This is a genomic window from Sorangium sp. So ce834, assembly GCF_051521425.1.
In the GTDB taxonomy this organism is placed as follows: domain Bacteria; phylum Myxococcota_A; class Polyangia; order Polyangiales; family Polyangiaceae; genus Sorangium; species Sorangium cellulosum_D.
On record NZ_CP150351.1, the window covers coordinates 4,317,156 to 4,330,880 of the forward strand.

13 protein-coding genes and 1 pseudogene are annotated in these 13,725 nt (G+C 71.5%); 6 read left to right on the forward strand and 8 right to left on the reverse strand.

The window, feature by feature from the left end:
* Positions 1-721: 721 nt before the first annotated feature.
* Positions 722-1,855, forward strand: a complete 1,134-nt coding sequence (locus WMF20_RS15775; protein ID WP_437614484.1) for an STAS domain-containing protein — start codon at positions 722-724, stop codon at positions 1,853-1,855.
* A 327-nt stretch (positions 1,856-2,182) separates the two neighbouring features.
* Positions 2,183-2,791, forward strand: a complete 609-nt coding sequence (locus tag WMF20_RS15780) for a nuclear transport factor 2 family protein (RefSeq protein WP_437614486.1) — start codon at positions 2,183-2,185, stop codon at positions 2,789-2,791.
* Positions 2,792-2,842: 51 nt separating this feature from the next.
* On the opposite strand, the gene WMF20_RS15785 is transcribed toward WMF20_RS15780, so the two are convergent.
* The 5 genes from WMF20_RS15785 to WMF20_RS15805 form a co-directional block, all read right to left on the reverse strand.
* Positions 2,843-3,670 (reverse strand): hypothetical protein, encoded by an 828-nt coding sequence (locus WMF20_RS15785; protein WP_437614488.1) that lies wholly within the window; start codon positions 3,668-3,670, stop codon positions 2,843-2,845.
* Complete coding sequence (locus tag WMF20_RS15790) at positions 3,670-4,668, reverse strand: hypothetical protein (protein ID WP_437614490.1); 999 nt, start codon at positions 4,666-4,668, stop codon at positions 3,670-3,672. The genes WMF20_RS15785 and WMF20_RS15790 overlap by 1 nt, the downstream gene beginning before the upstream one ends.
* A complete protein-coding gene (locus tag WMF20_RS15795; RefSeq protein ID WP_437614492.1) occupies positions 4,658-6,166 on the reverse strand; it encodes a serine/threonine-protein kinase in 1,509 nt (502 codons plus the stop codon). Before WMF20_RS15795 ends, WMF20_RS15790 begins: the two co-directional genes overlap by 11 nt.
* A 236-nt stretch (positions 6,167-6,402) precedes the next feature.
* A complete protein-coding gene (locus tag WMF20_RS15800) occupies positions 6,403-6,918 on the reverse strand; it encodes an anthrone oxygenase family protein (RefSeq protein WP_437614494.1) in 516 nt (171 codons plus the stop codon).
* 9 nt (positions 6,919-6,927) lie between these two features.
* Positions 6,928-7,707: an alpha/beta hydrolase family protein gene (locus tag WMF20_RS15805; RefSeq protein WP_437614496.1), complete on the reverse strand. Its 780-nt coding sequence runs from the start codon at positions 7,705-7,707 to the stop codon at positions 6,928-6,930.
* 648 nt (positions 7,708-8,355) lie between these two features.
* Here WMF20_RS15805 and tnpA (WMF20_RS15810) point away from each other — a divergent pair.
* From tnpA (WMF20_RS15810) to tnpC (WMF20_RS15820), 3 genes and pseudogenes are all read left to right on the forward strand, one after another.
* On the forward strand, positions 8,356-8,664 hold the full coding sequence (gene tnpA / locus WMF20_RS15810; RefSeq protein ID WP_437614498.1) for an IS66 family insertion sequence element accessory protein TnpA: 309 nt from the start codon (positions 8,356-8,358) through the stop codon (positions 8,662-8,664).
* Between the two features lie 11 nt (positions 8,665-8,675).
* Entirely contained in the window at positions 8,676-9,017 is a 342-nt protein-coding gene (gene tnpB / locus WMF20_RS15815) for an IS66 family insertion sequence element accessory protein TnpB (protein ID WP_437614500.1), read from the forward strand.
* Positions 9,018-9,160: 143 nt separating this feature from the next.
* A pseudogene (gene tnpC / locus WMF20_RS15820) lies at positions 9,161-10,744 on the forward strand (IS66 family transposase); the annotation flags it as partial.
* Between the two features lie 291 nt (positions 10,745-11,035).
* Here the strand turns inward: tnpC (WMF20_RS15820) and tnpC (WMF20_RS15825) are convergent.
* From tnpC (WMF20_RS15825) to tnpA (WMF20_RS15835), 3 genes are read right to left on the reverse strand one after another with little or no spacing between them, the layout of a single operon-like run.
* Positions 11,036-12,703, reverse strand: a complete 1,668-nt coding sequence (gene tnpC / locus WMF20_RS15825) for an IS66 family transposase (protein WP_437606001.1) — start codon at positions 12,701-12,703, stop codon at positions 11,036-11,038.
* Complete coding sequence (gene tnpB, locus WMF20_RS15830; RefSeq protein WP_437605159.1) at positions 12,645-13,121, reverse strand: IS66 family insertion sequence element accessory protein TnpB; 477 nt, start codon at positions 13,119-13,121, stop codon at positions 12,645-12,647. The genes tnpC (WMF20_RS15825) and tnpB (WMF20_RS15830) overlap by 59 nt, the downstream gene beginning before the upstream one ends.
* Positions 13,115-13,450: an IS66 family insertion sequence element accessory protein TnpA gene (tnpA, locus tag WMF20_RS15835; protein ID WP_437606002.1), complete on the reverse strand. Its 336-nt coding sequence runs from the start codon at positions 13,448-13,450 to the stop codon at positions 13,115-13,117. Before tnpA (WMF20_RS15835) ends, tnpB (WMF20_RS15830) begins: the two co-directional genes overlap by 7 nt.
* Before the next feature lie 62 nt (positions 13,451-13,512).
* Here tnpA (WMF20_RS15835) and WMF20_RS15840 point away from each other — a divergent pair, with 62 nt between their 5' ends.
* Positions 13,513-13,704 (forward strand): hypothetical protein, encoded by a 192-nt coding sequence (locus WMF20_RS15840; protein ID WP_437614502.1) that lies wholly within the window; start codon positions 13,513-13,515, stop codon positions 13,702-13,704.
* Positions 13,705-13,725 lie beyond the last annotated feature (21 nt).

Here is a 13,725-nt window from a genome sequence, read left to right on the forward strand (position 1 = left end):
AGGCCGAAGCGACGTCCTGGCATCGATTTCGTAGGGCCTCGTCCGACCTGGCTCGCGACGGAATTTGACAATCGACGGTGATCGACGTGGATCGACGTTAATCGCGCGGCTACGACGATGAAGCCTGCTTTGCTTACCATGCTCGACCACGTGCGCAACGGGTTTCCATGGCCTGGAACCAGAAGGTTTCATGATGCAATGTCATCGCCTTGTTTCGCTCCGACGGCCTCAGCCGCGAAGCCAATGATCCTCAGCGCCCGTTCTCGCTCGATAAACCGACGAGCATTGCATGGCGCAAAAGCGCCTCACCGAGCGCTCTGTGGAGCAAAATGCCTCACCCGGCGGCGCTGCCGTGCCACGTCCCATTGCCGAGCTCCGCCGGCGATCGTGGGCGACGGCCGCCGGCGCCGGCGAAGCTGCACAGTTGTCGTGTACGTGTCTTCGCTCCACGGCTGGCGGGCACGAGGCGGTGGCAGCGAGGGATAGTGCGCCGTTGTCCCACCATGGTGTACGCCGGCCGCTCGATGGATGTCGGCGTGCGATCGCGCCCTCCGACGCGCCAAGCCGGTCGCTGCGTGAGTATGACAGCATACAGAACACCGCAGGTCCGCCCCGCGGCGGGCGAAGCGTGAGGGGACGCTCGGGAGGCCTTCGAGGGGGCTCTCCTCGACATGGATCCTCGACACTGACGGCTCGATCGATGTAGCCTGCCAGGCTGGACATGTCACCGCCAGACAGCACGACCAGCACGCTCGACGACTTTTTCCTGCATTGTACGGAGCTGGTCTTCATCGCCAGCGAGGGCGGAGCGCTGCTCCGCACGAGCCGCGCGCTCACGCGCGCGATGAGCGCCGAGCTCCTCGACGGGGAGTCGGCAGCGGGGCTCGGCCCCCTGGTTCACCCGGACGACAGGCGTTCGTTCGACGAGGCGTGGAGGCGTGTCCGCGCCGCGGCGGAGCCCGTGGCGGTCGACGTGCGGCTGAAGACGGCCGACGGATCCTTCAAGTACTTCCAGTGCGCCGCGCGATGGGTGCCCGAGAAGGAAGAGGTCTATGGAACGCTCCGCGACGCCGAGGAGCGCATCAAGCACGAGATACAGCTCAAGCTCCTCCGGGCGATCAACGACCACCTCCCCGTCTGCCTGTGGGCGATCGACGCGCAAGGGGACTTCGTCCTCCACGACGGGAAGGGGCTCGAGTCCGCGGGGCTCAAGCCGGGGCAGTTCGTCGGCCTCAACATCTTCGAGCTCTACCCGGAGTCGGGCACGGCGGTCCTGCGCAAGGCGCTCGAGGGCACGATGTCGACCTTCGTGAACGAGATCGACGGCGTCCACTGGGAGGCCTGGTATCTGCCCATCCAGAACGAGCTCGGCGAGGTCACGCACGTCGCGGGGGTCACCCTCGACGTCACGGCCTCGAAGCGCACCGAGCAGGAGCTCCGCGCGAAGCTCGAGCTCATCGAGCGGCAGCAGCAGGTCATCCGCGCGCTGTCGACGCCGATCATCCAGGTGTGGGACCGCGTGCTCACGCTGCCCCTCGTCGGCATGCTCGACAGCACGCGCGCCGCCGACGTGATGGAGGGCGTGCTCCGCGAGGTCGTCCGCACTCGGGCGCGCTATGCCATCCTCGATCTCACGGGGATCGAGGCGATGGACACGGAGACGGCGAACCACCTCTTGAAGCTCTCCGCGGCCATCAAGCTCCTCGGGGCCGAGGGGATCATCACGGGGATCCACCCGGCGATCGCCCAGACCATCGTCGGGCTCGGCGTGGATCTCTCGTCGATCGAGACGCGCTCGACGCTGCGCCAGGGGCTCGAGCACTGCATTCGAAGCATGCGCCGCAGCGCCACGTAGCGCGCGTGTAGCGCGGCCCACCCGCGCCGGCCGTGCGGCGCGAGGTGGCGCGAGGTGGACACTCTGACAGCGTGCGCCGACGTCGCCGGCGAGCGCCCTGCAGGCGACGGCCCCGCACGTGCGCCCGAACCTGCGGAGCTCGACCGTCGAACCTGCCACCCGATGACCCACCCGATGACCCGATGTCCCGATGGCCTCGCGCCGGATTCTGAAGCTCGCGGCAAACTGTGCTTGACTGGGTTTGTTAAGATATTTAGATTATATCTTTGATCCTTGGCGACTTGCGTGCGCCCAGCTTGCGTGCGCCCAGCGAAAGGGGTGAGTTCCATGAGCACGAACGGCGATCGTTTCAGCGGCTTTCTGCGTCGCGCCTTGCCGGCGGCCTCCGCGCTCGCGCTGGCGGGCGCCGTCACCATGTCGATCGCGAAGCCCGCGGAGGGCACGCCCCCGAACGGCCTGCCGGAGCTCAAGGCGCTGCAGGAGATCGAGCAGCTAGAGTACTGCTACGCGGCCGGGACCGACGCGATCGGCCGCGGTGATCTGGCGACGGGCAAGGCGATCTACGCGAGGTGCTTCACGAACGACGCCCCCGTCATCATCTGGGAAGCCGGCGCCGATCCGGGCGATCCCCCGGTGGTCTCGGTGCCCAGCGCCGAGGCCTGGGCCGACTTCATCGACGTCCTGTTCGCGGAGTCCGGTTATGTGGGCACGCAGCACCTGATCAGCAACATTCGTATCGACATCCTCCCTGGCGGCCGCCGGGCGAAGATCACCTCCTACCTGATCGCGACGCACGTCTACGACCCGCTGAGCAGCGTCCAGGTCGCGCACGGCACCTACGAGAACGAGGCGGTCTTGACGAACTCGGGCTGGAAGCTCAGCAAGCGCACGTTCCGCACCCTCTCGTTCATGCGCATCGACTCGCCGGAGCCCTGAGCGAGCGCCGCGCGCGCTCGCAGCCGCCGCGGCGCCCGGAGCGAAGGGAGCTCAGGGGACGAACGCGATGTCGTCGACGAGCATGTCGAACACGGTCGACTTCGCCGTGTGGAACTCGATCGAATAGACGTGCGCGGCGTCGAGCGCCGGGGGCGCCGGGACGCCCCAGCCGTCCGTGCTGAGGGCGGAGAACATGACGGTGTACTGCGCCCACTCGGTCGTGAGGTCGAGGCCCTTGCCGAAATGGTCGCCGCAGCCCGACCCCTCGCACACGCCGCCTTCGCGATCCGTGTTGCGATCGGGGAAGTTCACGTAGATGTGCGTCGGCGCCGCCGCCTTGGCCCAGAAGGTCAGGCCCGCGTAGGCGGAGGCGTCGTAGCTCAGCTTCGCTCCTCCCGGGGCGAGGTTCAGGTCGAACCCCATCCCGGCCCCCCTCGAGACGAAGCCGCTTCCGGCGACGTGGGCGGCGTAGTCGCTCGGGCCGTGCCCGGGCGAGACCGGTAGGAACGGGCGGCCGGGCAGAGGCGTCTGCGTGCCGCTCCGGGTGCCGTCGTTGTACGTGTACCAGCTGCCGACGCGGCCCTGGCACCGGAGGATCGCGCCGTCGCCGTCCTCGAGGTCGTCCAGGAGCGCCGTGCAGGGGGGCGGCTCGGCCCCGGCGCCCGCAGTGCCGCCAGCGCCCGCGGTGCCGCCCGAGCCCGCGATGCCGCCAGCGCCCGCAGCGCCGCCAGCGCCCGCGGCGCCGCCAGCGCCCGCGGCGCCGGCATCGAGGCCGAACGGGTCGGGGTCGTACTCGCCGGACGAGATGCCGAGGACGAGGCCGCACCCGGTCGCGAGCACCGACGCGCCGAGGCCGGCGGCGAGCCCCCGGAGGCGCATCAGAAGCTGCCTCGCACGAGCGCGCCGCCCACCGTGGGCGTCAGCCCGACCGACGCGCCCTTCGACGGGCTCGGCGCGGTGAGCCAGAGCACGCCGCCGCCGGCGATGGCCGCGAGGCCGACGCTGAAGACCACCGTCGCGACGTTCGCGCGCGCCACGGCGCCGTCGCGGATGTCCATGCCGCGCTGGTCGCAGCGGTCGCCGTTGCAGAACGGGCGCGACTCGTCGAACCGCGCCTTCGCCGCGAAGCCGAGCGCCGTCCCGACGCCCACGGCCACGATCCCCGCGCCGCCCGTCACGAGGGCGAGCGTGCGGCGCCCGCTGCCGTCGCCGCCCGCGTCCGCCGACGCGGGGTCGCCCTCCAGCGCGCGCACGACGAGGGTCGAGGTCGCGCCGCCCGGCTCGACCTCGACCTGCGCCGTCCACGGTCGCTTGCCCGGCGCGCTCGCCTCGACGACGTGGGTCCCCGCGTCGACCGGCATGGGCACGCCCCACTGGCCGGGGCCGACCGGCGTGCCGTCGCGCTTCACCTCGAGGCCCGGCGTGCTCGCGGCCTCGACGACCACCGTGAGGCGCGAGACCTTCGGCTGGACGGCCGCCGCGCGCTCGCGCGCCTTCGCCTCCTTCGCCGGGTCGCCGCTCGCGCGCACCCGGGCGGCGACCTCGAGGAACTGCGCCCACGCGGACGCCATCTTGCCGACGCGCTCGTAGCAATCGGCGAGGAAGTACCGGGTATTGACGCTGTCGTAGAGCCGCAGGCTCTCCTCGTACTTGGGGCAGGCGCGCGCCGGCTGGCCGGCGTCGACGAGCTCCCCGGCCTCCCGGAACAGCGCCACGGCGCCCGCCTTGTCGTCGGCCCTCGCCGCGGGGCCTCCCGCGAGCGTCGCCGCCAGGCCGGCGCCGAGCGCGCAGAGGCAGGCGACCCACCTGGGCCCGCGCTTCGCTCGGCTCGTCGTCTGCGGCGGCGTCATCGTCCCGGCGAGGGTATCAGAAGACATCGCGCTGGAAGGGATCCGCGCTGGCGGGCCGCTTCGGCGGCGGCGCGCTGCGCCGCGGGGGAGCCGAGCCGCTCGGCCTCGCGGGCTTCGGCGCGGTGGCCGTGGCGCGCGCCGCTTCGCGCTGCCCCTCGGCCGACGCGCCGGGAGCGGCGCCGGGCGGCGGCGCGGCGCTCGCGGAAGGCTCGGCCGCCGCCGGAGGGGGCTCGGCCGCGGGAGATGGCTCGGCCGCCGCGGGGGGCGGCGCGGCGCTCGCGGAGGGCTCGATGGCCACGGAGGGCGCGGCGCTCGGCGGCGCGGCGCGGGGCTCCGCCTGGGCGCCCTGCGAGCCCTCGGTCGGCGCGGTCCCGGGCGAGAGGCGCCAGAGGAACACGCCGCTGGCCACGACCGCGAGGCCGAGCCCGAGCGCGATGGGGAGGACGCGCCGATCGAGCGATGCTGGCCTGCGGTTCGTCGTGCCGACCGGCGCGATCGTGAGCGCACCGTCGGCGGGCATGGCCGCCGCGGCGACGGCGGCCCCGGCCGTCGAGGCGGCGAGCGGAGCGCCGCCGTGCGGCGGGGCTGGTGCCGGGAGCGCGCCGCGCAGCGCGCCGAAGAGGCGCTCGGCGGCCGCGCGCAGGTGCGGCGGGGCGAAGGGCACGAGCGCGAGCGCGAAGTCCGCGGCGGTGGGGAAGCGGCGATCGCGATCGCGCGCGATCGCCGTGAGGATCACCTGCTCCAGGGGCTCCGGCAGGTCCGGGCGCAGCGCGCGCGGGCGCTGCGGCTCGCCCTGCGTGACCAGATAGACGAGCTGCGCGAGCTCGTGCGCGACGAACGGCGTTCGCCCGGTGAGCAGCTGGAAGAGCACGACGCCCAGCGAATAGATGTCCGCGCGGCCGTCGACGTCGCTCGCCGAGCGGAGCTGCTCGGGGGACATGTAGAGGGGCGAGCCGAGCACGCCCCCGACCCGCGTCAGCGCGTGGTCCTCTGCGTGCGACATCTTCGAGATCCCGAAGTCGAGCACCTTGACGCACGGCGAGCCGTCCGCGTTCCGCGTGAGGAACAGGTTGCTCGGCTTCACGTCGCGGTGGACGATGCCTTGCGCGTGCGCCTCCGCGAGCGCCTCGCACGCCTGGAGCACGAGGTCGACGGCCAGGGGCACCGCGAGGGGCCCGCTCTCCGCGAGCACGGCGGCGAGGTCCTTCCCCTCGAGGTGGTCCATGACCATGTACGGCGCGCCGTTCTCCAGCGTGCCGACGTCGGCGACGCGCACGACGTGCGGGCTGCGGATGCGCACCGCGGCGCGCCCCTCTCTCAGGAAGCGCTGGAGGATCTCTGGATCCTGCACGTACCTCGGCAGGAGCACCTTGATCGCGACGCGATCGTCGAGCGCGAGGTGGCGCGCGGCGACGACGAGCCCCATGGCACCCCGCCCGAGGACGCTCTCCACGCGATACTTGCCGAGAAGCACGTCTCCTGGGGCAATTCCAATCGAGAGCTCGTCGGGGGTGGAGGTGGACATGGCGGACCGAACGGGGTTGTGCAGGGACGTCCAATATGCCATGCTGAGCGGTTTTTGCAATTCAACCGCTTCGGTCTCTCGTTCGAGCGATCGTGGACGTATCGTGCGCTGGGCTCGCTGCGATGTCGCGGCGTCCCGACTCGGCTGTTGCCTTCGGTTGGACGCCACGGCGCGCGGGTCGTCATGCCGTCTCCGGCGTCAACGACGCAGCGCCGCGTTCCCTGTCGGACTCGCGATCACCCGGCGCGCGCGCTCTGGACGAGCGCGAGCGTGAGCAGGGCGGCGGACGCGAGGGCCGCGAGCGCCCGCGCGGTGTTCCACGTCGTCCACGCGGGGATGTAGCGAGCCCACGTCTCCGCGGCCGCAGCGGCCTCCGGCGGGACCCGCTCCAGCGCGTCGTTGAGCGGCACGTTGCGCGCCACCGTGACCAGGAACGTGCCGACGACGTACAGCGCGCTCCCGGCGATGCGGAGCGCCGAGCCCGCCTCCGACCAGCGGAGCGTCGACACGATGGCCAGGATCAGGCACGCCGCCGCCGTCCCCACGAACACGCCCAGGAACGAGCGATTCAGCACGACCACGTTGATCGACTGCATCGCCGCCATGCCCTCGGCCGGCGGGAGCCTGGCCAGCGCGGGCATCACGAAGCTCGAGAACGCGAAGAACACCCCCGCGATCAGCCCACACCCGAGCGTCGACGCGAGGGTCAGGAAGAACAGCGCTTGCGGGATCATCGGCTTCACACCCTCCATCCGGCTGGATCATGGCAGTCGGCGTGCGGCCCGCGGCGCCGCGGGCCGGCGTCCGGCGGCTCGCCTGCGCCGGGCGCCCCCGGCTTCCGGCGGGCGCGGCTCATCGCTTCTGCCGGAGGCGTGCTTCGCGAGCCAGGCGTCGATGGCGGCGAGGATCTCGGCGAGCACGATGTCCGCGGTCCGTCCCGCGGATTTCAGGAGCTCGAGGGAGTGGTCGCCGCCCTCCACCACATGCAGGCTCGCGCGAGCGCCGAGGCGCTTCAGCACCGGCCGGAGGAGATCGAGGCGGCAGAGCGGATCCCGGGTGCCCTGCAGGAAGAGCATCGGCGCCTCGATGGCCGAGAGGTGCTTGTCGCGGAGCGGGGCGCGCTTGCCCGCGGGGTGCAGCGGGTAGCCGAGGAACACGAGCCCGTCGCAGGGGACGCCCCGCGCGGCGAGGAGCGAGGCGATCCGGCCGCCCATGGATTTGCCGCCGATCAAGAGCCGCTCGGGTTTGTCTTTTCGCAGCCGCGCGATGGCCGCCTCGTAGGCCATCTCGAGCTTTTCCGGCCTGTCGGGCGCCCTGCGGCCGAGCTCCTTGTAGGGGAAGTTGAAGCGCAGCGCCGTGTGCCCGCGGTCCTTGAGCCCCCTGGCCACGTCGACCAGGAGCTGCGCGTGCATGTCGCCGCCGGCCCCGTGGCCCAGCACCACGGCCACGCCGGAGCGCTTCGCGCGCGCGGCGGGCGCGTGGAGCACGCCCGAGACCGCGCTTCCGTCGGGGAGGGGAATCGAGAGGGCTCGCTCGGGCATGGGGGCGTCATGCCACGGCCGAGGGGCCGGCGTCGAGGGCGGCGCAAGGACGGGCGCGGTGCGAGCCGCGCCGTGGGGCGGGCCTCGACGGAGAGGGTTGGGCCTACTTCCCCTCGTCTGGGGGAGCGGGATGACACGATCGAGCGGAACTACGCGGGTATCGAGGGGATCGAGGTCGACGTTATCACGCCGATCGCGGGCGCTAACCCCGCGATCTCTGGTCGGCTGGACGATTCGGTGACGCTTCCGGCGGCGCCCTCGGCGCCCATGCCTGAGGCGGCGCTGGCGACCCCTCTCAGACCCGAAGCAGCCCCGACCACGCCCCCGGCGAGCAGCCCGCGCCAGGTGCTCGTCGCGACCCTCACGCAGACCGTCGCCGCTGCCCACGCGACGGGCGACATCGCGACCGCGCAGATCGCCGCTCGCACCCTCTCGGAGCTTCTCAGCGGCCCTCAGGCGACGCCGCGGGTGGCGCCTGTCGTCGACCTCGCTAGCGCCCGACTCGCGCGATCCTGAGCCCATCCCAAACGCCTCCGTGGCCGCGCTGGACGCTGGCGCCATCCAACAGGCCGGGAAGTACCACAAGAGTAAGCGCTGCATGAAGCGCCGTCGCTCCCCAGCCGCCACGTCCAGCGCATGATGGCGCGCATGACAAGGACATCGTCGACAGAAGAAAAATGGGCGGATCGAGTCCGGGCGTGGCGCGAGAGCGGCGAGTCGGCCGAGGAGTTCGCGCGGAGCCGCGGCTTTGCAGCATCGACGCTGCACGGTTGGTCGAGCCGGCTCTCGCGGGCCGAGCGCCCGCGCTTTCTGCGGCTGGTGCCGAAGGCGCCAACGGCGATGAGCGCTCCGGAGCTCGTCGTCGAGGTTGGCGGCGCGCGGGTGCGCGTCGTCGCGGGGTTCGACCCCACGCTCCTGGCCGAGGTGGTCCGCGCCTTGGGCGGTGCAGCGCGATGATTCCGGCGGGCGTGCAGGTGTTTGTCGCGCTGGAGCCGGTGGACATGCGCTACGGCTTCGAGCGGCTCTCGGGTCTCATTCGCGAGCGCGTGGGTTACGAGGCGCGATGCGGCGCGCTGTTCGCGTTCATCGGAAAGCGGCGGACCACCATCAAGATTGTATTCTTCGATGGCAGCGGACTCTGCCTCTTTTCGAAGCGCCTTGATCGCGGCACGTTCGCGCTCCCCGACCCGCCGGCCGAGGGCGCGACGCACGTCGAGGTGGACGACGCGACGCTCGAGACGCTGCTCGACGGCATCGAGATCGCGCCCGCGCCGAAGCCCACAAGGCGCGCTCCGCGCCGCGTTCACTGACTCCGACGAATTTGCTCGACAAGTACGATCGGCGCACGTAGAGCGGCGCCGTGCACGACGCTGCGGACAAGCCGACGCGGACGCCCGAGCAGCAGCGCATCGCGCAGCTCGAAGCGGAGCTCGCCGCGGCGAAGAGTGAGCTCATGGGAGCGCGCGACGCGCTCGCGCAGCTCCGGCGCGCCTACACGCATGCGCTCGAGCAGCTCCAGCTGCTGCGGCGCCGCTTGTTCGTGGCGAAGGCGGAGCGCGCCGAGGTGAGCGCGGAGCAGCTCGCGTTCGACTCGATGTTCCTCGAGGTCCAGCGCCTCGAAAAGGCCCTGGATGCCGCCGAGCGCAAGAGCGGCGACGAGCGGCAGCACGACGACGCCAAGGGGCCGAAACGACGGCCCGGCGGCAAGGGCCGCCGCGACCTGTCCGAGTCCGACCTGCCCGTCGTCCGCATCGAGCTCTCCTGTCCCGAGCTCGATGCGACGGCGACGCGCATCGGGGTCGAGGAGACCTCGCGACTCGGCTACGAGCGTGGAGGCATGCGCCGCATCGTGCTCGCACGCGTCGTGTACAAGGCCGAAAGGTCCGTCACGGATGCGAGCAGCTCGGGCGAGGGGGAAGCTGCCCCGCTCCAGGTCGTCGCGAAAGAAGTCCCGACGCCGACGCCCGCTGTGAGCGTCAGCCCGCAGGACGCGGCCGCGGCCGGCGACCCGAGCGCTTCGTCCGCAGCTCTCGACACGCCGCCGCCGGCGCCGACGGGTGAGACCTGCACGGTCTTCATCACGACGCCGCTTCCGAAGGAGCTGTTCCGGCGGTCGTTTCTCGCGCCGTCGGTCATCGCGCACATCCTCACCAGCAAGTACCTGCTCGGTGTCCCGTTCTATCGGCTGGAGCAGCAGCTGGAGCTTCAGGGGGCGTCGCTCGATCGCGGCACGATGTGCCGGTACGCCGAAGATGTGGGCGCGACCCTGGGCGCCATCGTCGAGGCCGCGCGGAAAGAGGCCTTCGAGACCGCCTTCTGCCTCTCCACGGACGCCACCGGGGTCTCCATCCAGCCCGGGCCCATCCAGGAGCGCAAGGACAAGAAGCCAGGACCGTGCCGCAAAGGACACTTCTTCGTCGTCCTCGCGGACAAGGATCACGTCTTCTTCGAGTACCAGCCCAAGCATACCAGCGCCGCGGTCTGCGAGATGTTCCGCGGCTTCTCGCGATACATCCAGGCGGACGCCCACGCGATCTATGACGCCCTCTTCCGCGGCACGCCCCCAAGGGGCGCTTCTGCCGACGAGGGACGTGGACCGCCGCCGACCGAGGTCGGATGCTGGTCGCATTGCCGCACCAACTTCTGGGAGGCGGCGGTCTGCAAGCACGAGCTCGGCGTCGAGGGGCTGCGCCGGATCAATGCCCTGTTCGCCGCCGATCGCGCGCTGGCGGATCTCGCGCCAGCGCAGCGCAAGGTGCGCCGCGACGCGGCCGTCCGCCCCTTGGTCGACGCGTTCTTCGCCTGGGTCAAGGCCGAGCACGCGCGTCCCCGCGAGCGCGGCCTGGTCTCCACCGCGCTCGGCTACGCCCTCAACCAGGAGCAGCCCCTGCGGCGCTTCCTCGACGACGGCCGCTTGCGCCTGGAGAACAACGCGAGCGAGCGGGCTCTGCGATCCATCGCTGTTGCGAGGAAGGCGTGGCTGTTCTTCGGCAGCGACGACCACGCCTCCGCCGCCGCCAACCTCTTCTCGCTCGTCGCGAGCTGCAAGCTCCACCACCTCGACCCCGAGGCCTACCTCGCCGACGTAACCGCCCGACAGGCGCCATCTTGTGCCGTCGCGCTCCCGCGAGCACGCTCCGCCGTTTCGCCGCTGCGAGCCGTGCGCGCGCGTTCGCAGGCGGCGAGGCCCGCGCGGAGCGGCGCCCGGCGCAGCCGCGGCCGTCCGCGGCCATACGCGACCGCGCCGCCGCAGCGCACCAGGCGGCGGCTCTCGCGCTCCCCGCGATCTGTTCGATCAGCCGCCGCCCCCCCCCGGGGGGGCCTCGGCTCACGCGTCGGTCGCCGGCGACTTGCCCCAGGCGTCGGGCAGCAGCTCGTCCAGGCGCGACAGCGGCCAGCCGGCTTGCAGCTTGCCGATGACGTCCGTGGCCCACGCCAGCGGGTCGATGCCGTTCAGCTGGCAGGAGCCGAAGACGGTATACGCACGGGCGAGGCGCTCTGCTCCCTTGTCCGAGCCGGCAAACAGGTAGTTCTTCCGGCCGATCGAGATACGCCGCAGGCTTCGCTCGGCCTCACCGTTGTCGATCTCGAATCGACCGTCGGTGAAGCAGCGCCGCCACGCCGCCTCTTGACCGAGCGCGTAGCGGGTCGCTTCGTAGAGCGGTGTCTTCGGTACGAGCCGCGGGTGCAGCTCGCGAATCCACCGATACAGCTCATCGACCGCACCGAGCGACTGCTCGTCGCGTCGCTCTTTGCGCGCATCGGGCCCCAGTCCTTCGGCCTTGCAGGCGGCCTCCACCCGGTAGATCGTCTTGAAGTACGACAGCGCGATGGCGGCGCGCGCATCGCCGCTCTTCGCCGCCTTCTCGAACTTGGCGCGGATGTGCATGCCGCAGCCGAGACGGCGCTCGTCAGGCACCACGGGGGCGCCGTCCTCGTCCTCCATCGCGTCATAGCCGGCGTAGCCGTCGCCCTGCATGTACCCGCAGAAGCCGGCGAGCATCACGGCCGGCCGCTTCGAGCTCCAGTCCGGGGCATAACGAAACGCAACCAGCTTGGTGCCATCATCGACCTGGGCCGCGAACGACCAGACATGCCCGCGCTTGACCCCGTTGGGATGATCGCGATCGAGCACGCGCAGGCCCGTGTCGTCCACATGCAGGTAGAACGCCTCGACCACCCGCTCGAAGATGCGGTCGGCGACCGGGGTGAGCACGTCGACCCCGAACGCCGCCCAGTCGCCGAGGGTCGAGGGCGACAGCGACACGCCGCTGCGCTCGTACTGCTGCGTTTGCCGGTAGAGCGGCGTCGAATCGTGGTACTTGTGCACGAGGATGTGCGCGAGCAGGCCCGGTCCCGGTCGGCCCCGATCCATGACCTTCTCGCTCGCCGCGGTGACGACGCCCTCCTCGGGGCAGGCGGGGCAGGCCAGCTTCTCGCGCTTCTCCTCGATGATCCGGAACTGGGCCGGCACGAACTCGAGGACCTCGCTGGTGCGATAGCCGATGCACTGTTTCGTCTCCCCGCACTGCTCGCAGGCGCGCTCGGCCTCAGGGACCTGGATGACGCGCTCCTCGCGCGGCAGGTCCTTGGGCAGCGGCGCGCGGCCACCGCGGCCGCGCGGAGGCTTCGGAGGATCAGGCGGCTGCGGTATGGGGCCGTCGCCCGGCTCTGTCGCTGCCGCCTCGTTCGAGGGAGCGGGCGCGGGCTCGCCGCCCTTCTGCTCCGCGTCGCCGAGCGCCGCGAGCATGAGCGACAGCTGCTCGGAGCTGACCTTCTGGCTCTTGCGGCCGTACAGCTCACGAAGCGCGTTGGCCAGCCGGACGCTCAGCGCGGTGTTGGTGTCTCGCTGCCCGACGAGCAGCTGGACGACCAGCTCGATGAGGTCCGCGATGCGCCCCTCGGCTGCCAGCTGCTCGAGCTTGCGCCGGACATCCTCAATGTCGACGGGTAGCTTGGCGGGCGGTGCGGGCGGCTCGGTCATCGGGCGCGCCATGTATCCACGGCGCGCCGGACAAACAAGGCGTTCCGTTTTCAGACGGAGTTTTCTCCGTCTCGGCCCTCGTCGGGCGCCAGCGCTTGCGCCGTGTCGCGGTCGACAGGTCCAGCCCTTCGAGCATCAGCGACAGCTCCGCGGACTCGACCTCGACGTGCGTCGCCCCTTGCGGCACGTCGCGCGCCAAGTGGAACCTTCCGCACGCCAGCTTCTTCGCCACAAGCATGTACCCAGTGCGATCCCAGAACAAAATCCGGATCTGGTCGCCTCGCCGATTCCTGAACACGAACAGATGCCCGCAGAGCGGATCGGCTCCGAAGCACTGCGCGACCAGCGCCGAAAGGCCATCGAAGCTCTTCCGCAGGTCGGTCGGCTCGGCCGCGACGTACACGCGCACCGACGGCGGCAGCGTCAGCACGGCACCTCCTCGGCAGCGAGCGCCAGCACTCGCTCGAGCGTGGCCGGGTCGAAGCCCGGCCGAACACGGACCACCCGGCCGTTGGGCAGCGCGATCTCGATCGGCTCTGCCGCCGCCGGCGATGTGTCGGCCACCACGTGCACCGGCAGAAAGCGCGGCGCCTCCACCGACGGAGGCGACGGCTGGGAGGCCACTTCAGCCCGCAGCTTCCAGCGCCACCAGTACAGCTGCTTGGCCTTGTACCCCTCGCGCCGTGCGAACTGCTCGGCGCTCAGTCCGCTCCGCTCCCATCGCTGCACCCGCTCGGCCCACTCCACTCTCGTCGCCATCGCTTCCTCCTTCGTCGCGATGGGAACAGCTAACCGGCGCCGCACGGGCGGTCACGATGGCGTTGGTCGGGCGCTTACTCGCCGACGTCATCCGCGTGATGCCCTACTGGCCGCGCGAGCGCTACCTCGAGCTCGCCCCTCGGTACTGGGCGCGCGCCCGCGCTCGCCTCGTCGCCGAAGAGATGAAGCTGCCCCTCGGGCCGATCACCGTCCCGCCCCCGCTTCCCGCGGAAGAGCAGCGCGCGACGAGCTGACCGGGCCGGTTCCATCGCGCC

Excerpts from the sequence above, each read along its gene's own strand:
- WMF20_RS15800 (WP_437614494.1), bottom strand. The coding sequence starts at position 6,918 with ATGGAGGGTGTGAAGCCGATGATCCCGCAAGCGCTGTTCTTCCTGACC.
- tnpC (WP_437606001.1), bottom strand. The coding sequence starts at position 12,703 with ATGGCGCGCCCGATGACCGAGCCGCCCGCACCGCCCGCCAAGCTACCC.
- tnpA (WP_437606002.1), bottom strand. The coding sequence starts at position 13,450 with ATGGCGACGAGAGTGGAGTGGGCCGAGCGGGTGCAGCGATGGGAGCGG.
- WMF20_RS15785 (WP_437614488.1), bottom strand. The coding sequence starts at position 3,670 with ATGCGCCTCCGGGGGCTCGCCGCCGGCCTCGGCGCGTCGGTGCTCGCG.
- WMF20_RS15805 (WP_437614496.1), bottom strand. The coding sequence starts at position 7,707 with ATGCCCGAGCGAGCCCTCTCGATTCCCCTCCCCGACGGAAGCGCGGTC.
- WMF20_RS15795 (WP_437614492.1), bottom strand. The coding sequence starts at position 6,166 with ATGTCCACCTCCACCCCCGACGAGCTCTCGATTGGAATTGCCCCAGGA.
- WMF20_RS15780 (WP_437614486.1), top strand. The coding sequence starts at position 2,183 with ATGAGCACGAACGGCGATCGTTTCAGCGGCTTTCTGCGTCGCGCCTTG.
- tnpA (WP_437614498.1), top strand. The coding sequence starts at position 8,356 with ATGACAAGGACATCGTCGACAGAAGAAAAATGGGCGGATCGAGTCCGG.
- WMF20_RS15775 (WP_437614484.1), top strand. The coding sequence starts at position 722 with ATGTCACCGCCAGACAGCACGACCAGCACGCTCGACGACTTTTTCCTG.
- WMF20_RS15790 (WP_437614490.1), bottom strand. The coding sequence starts at position 4,668 with ATGTCTTCTGATACCCTCGCCGGGACGATGACGCCGCCGCAGACGACG.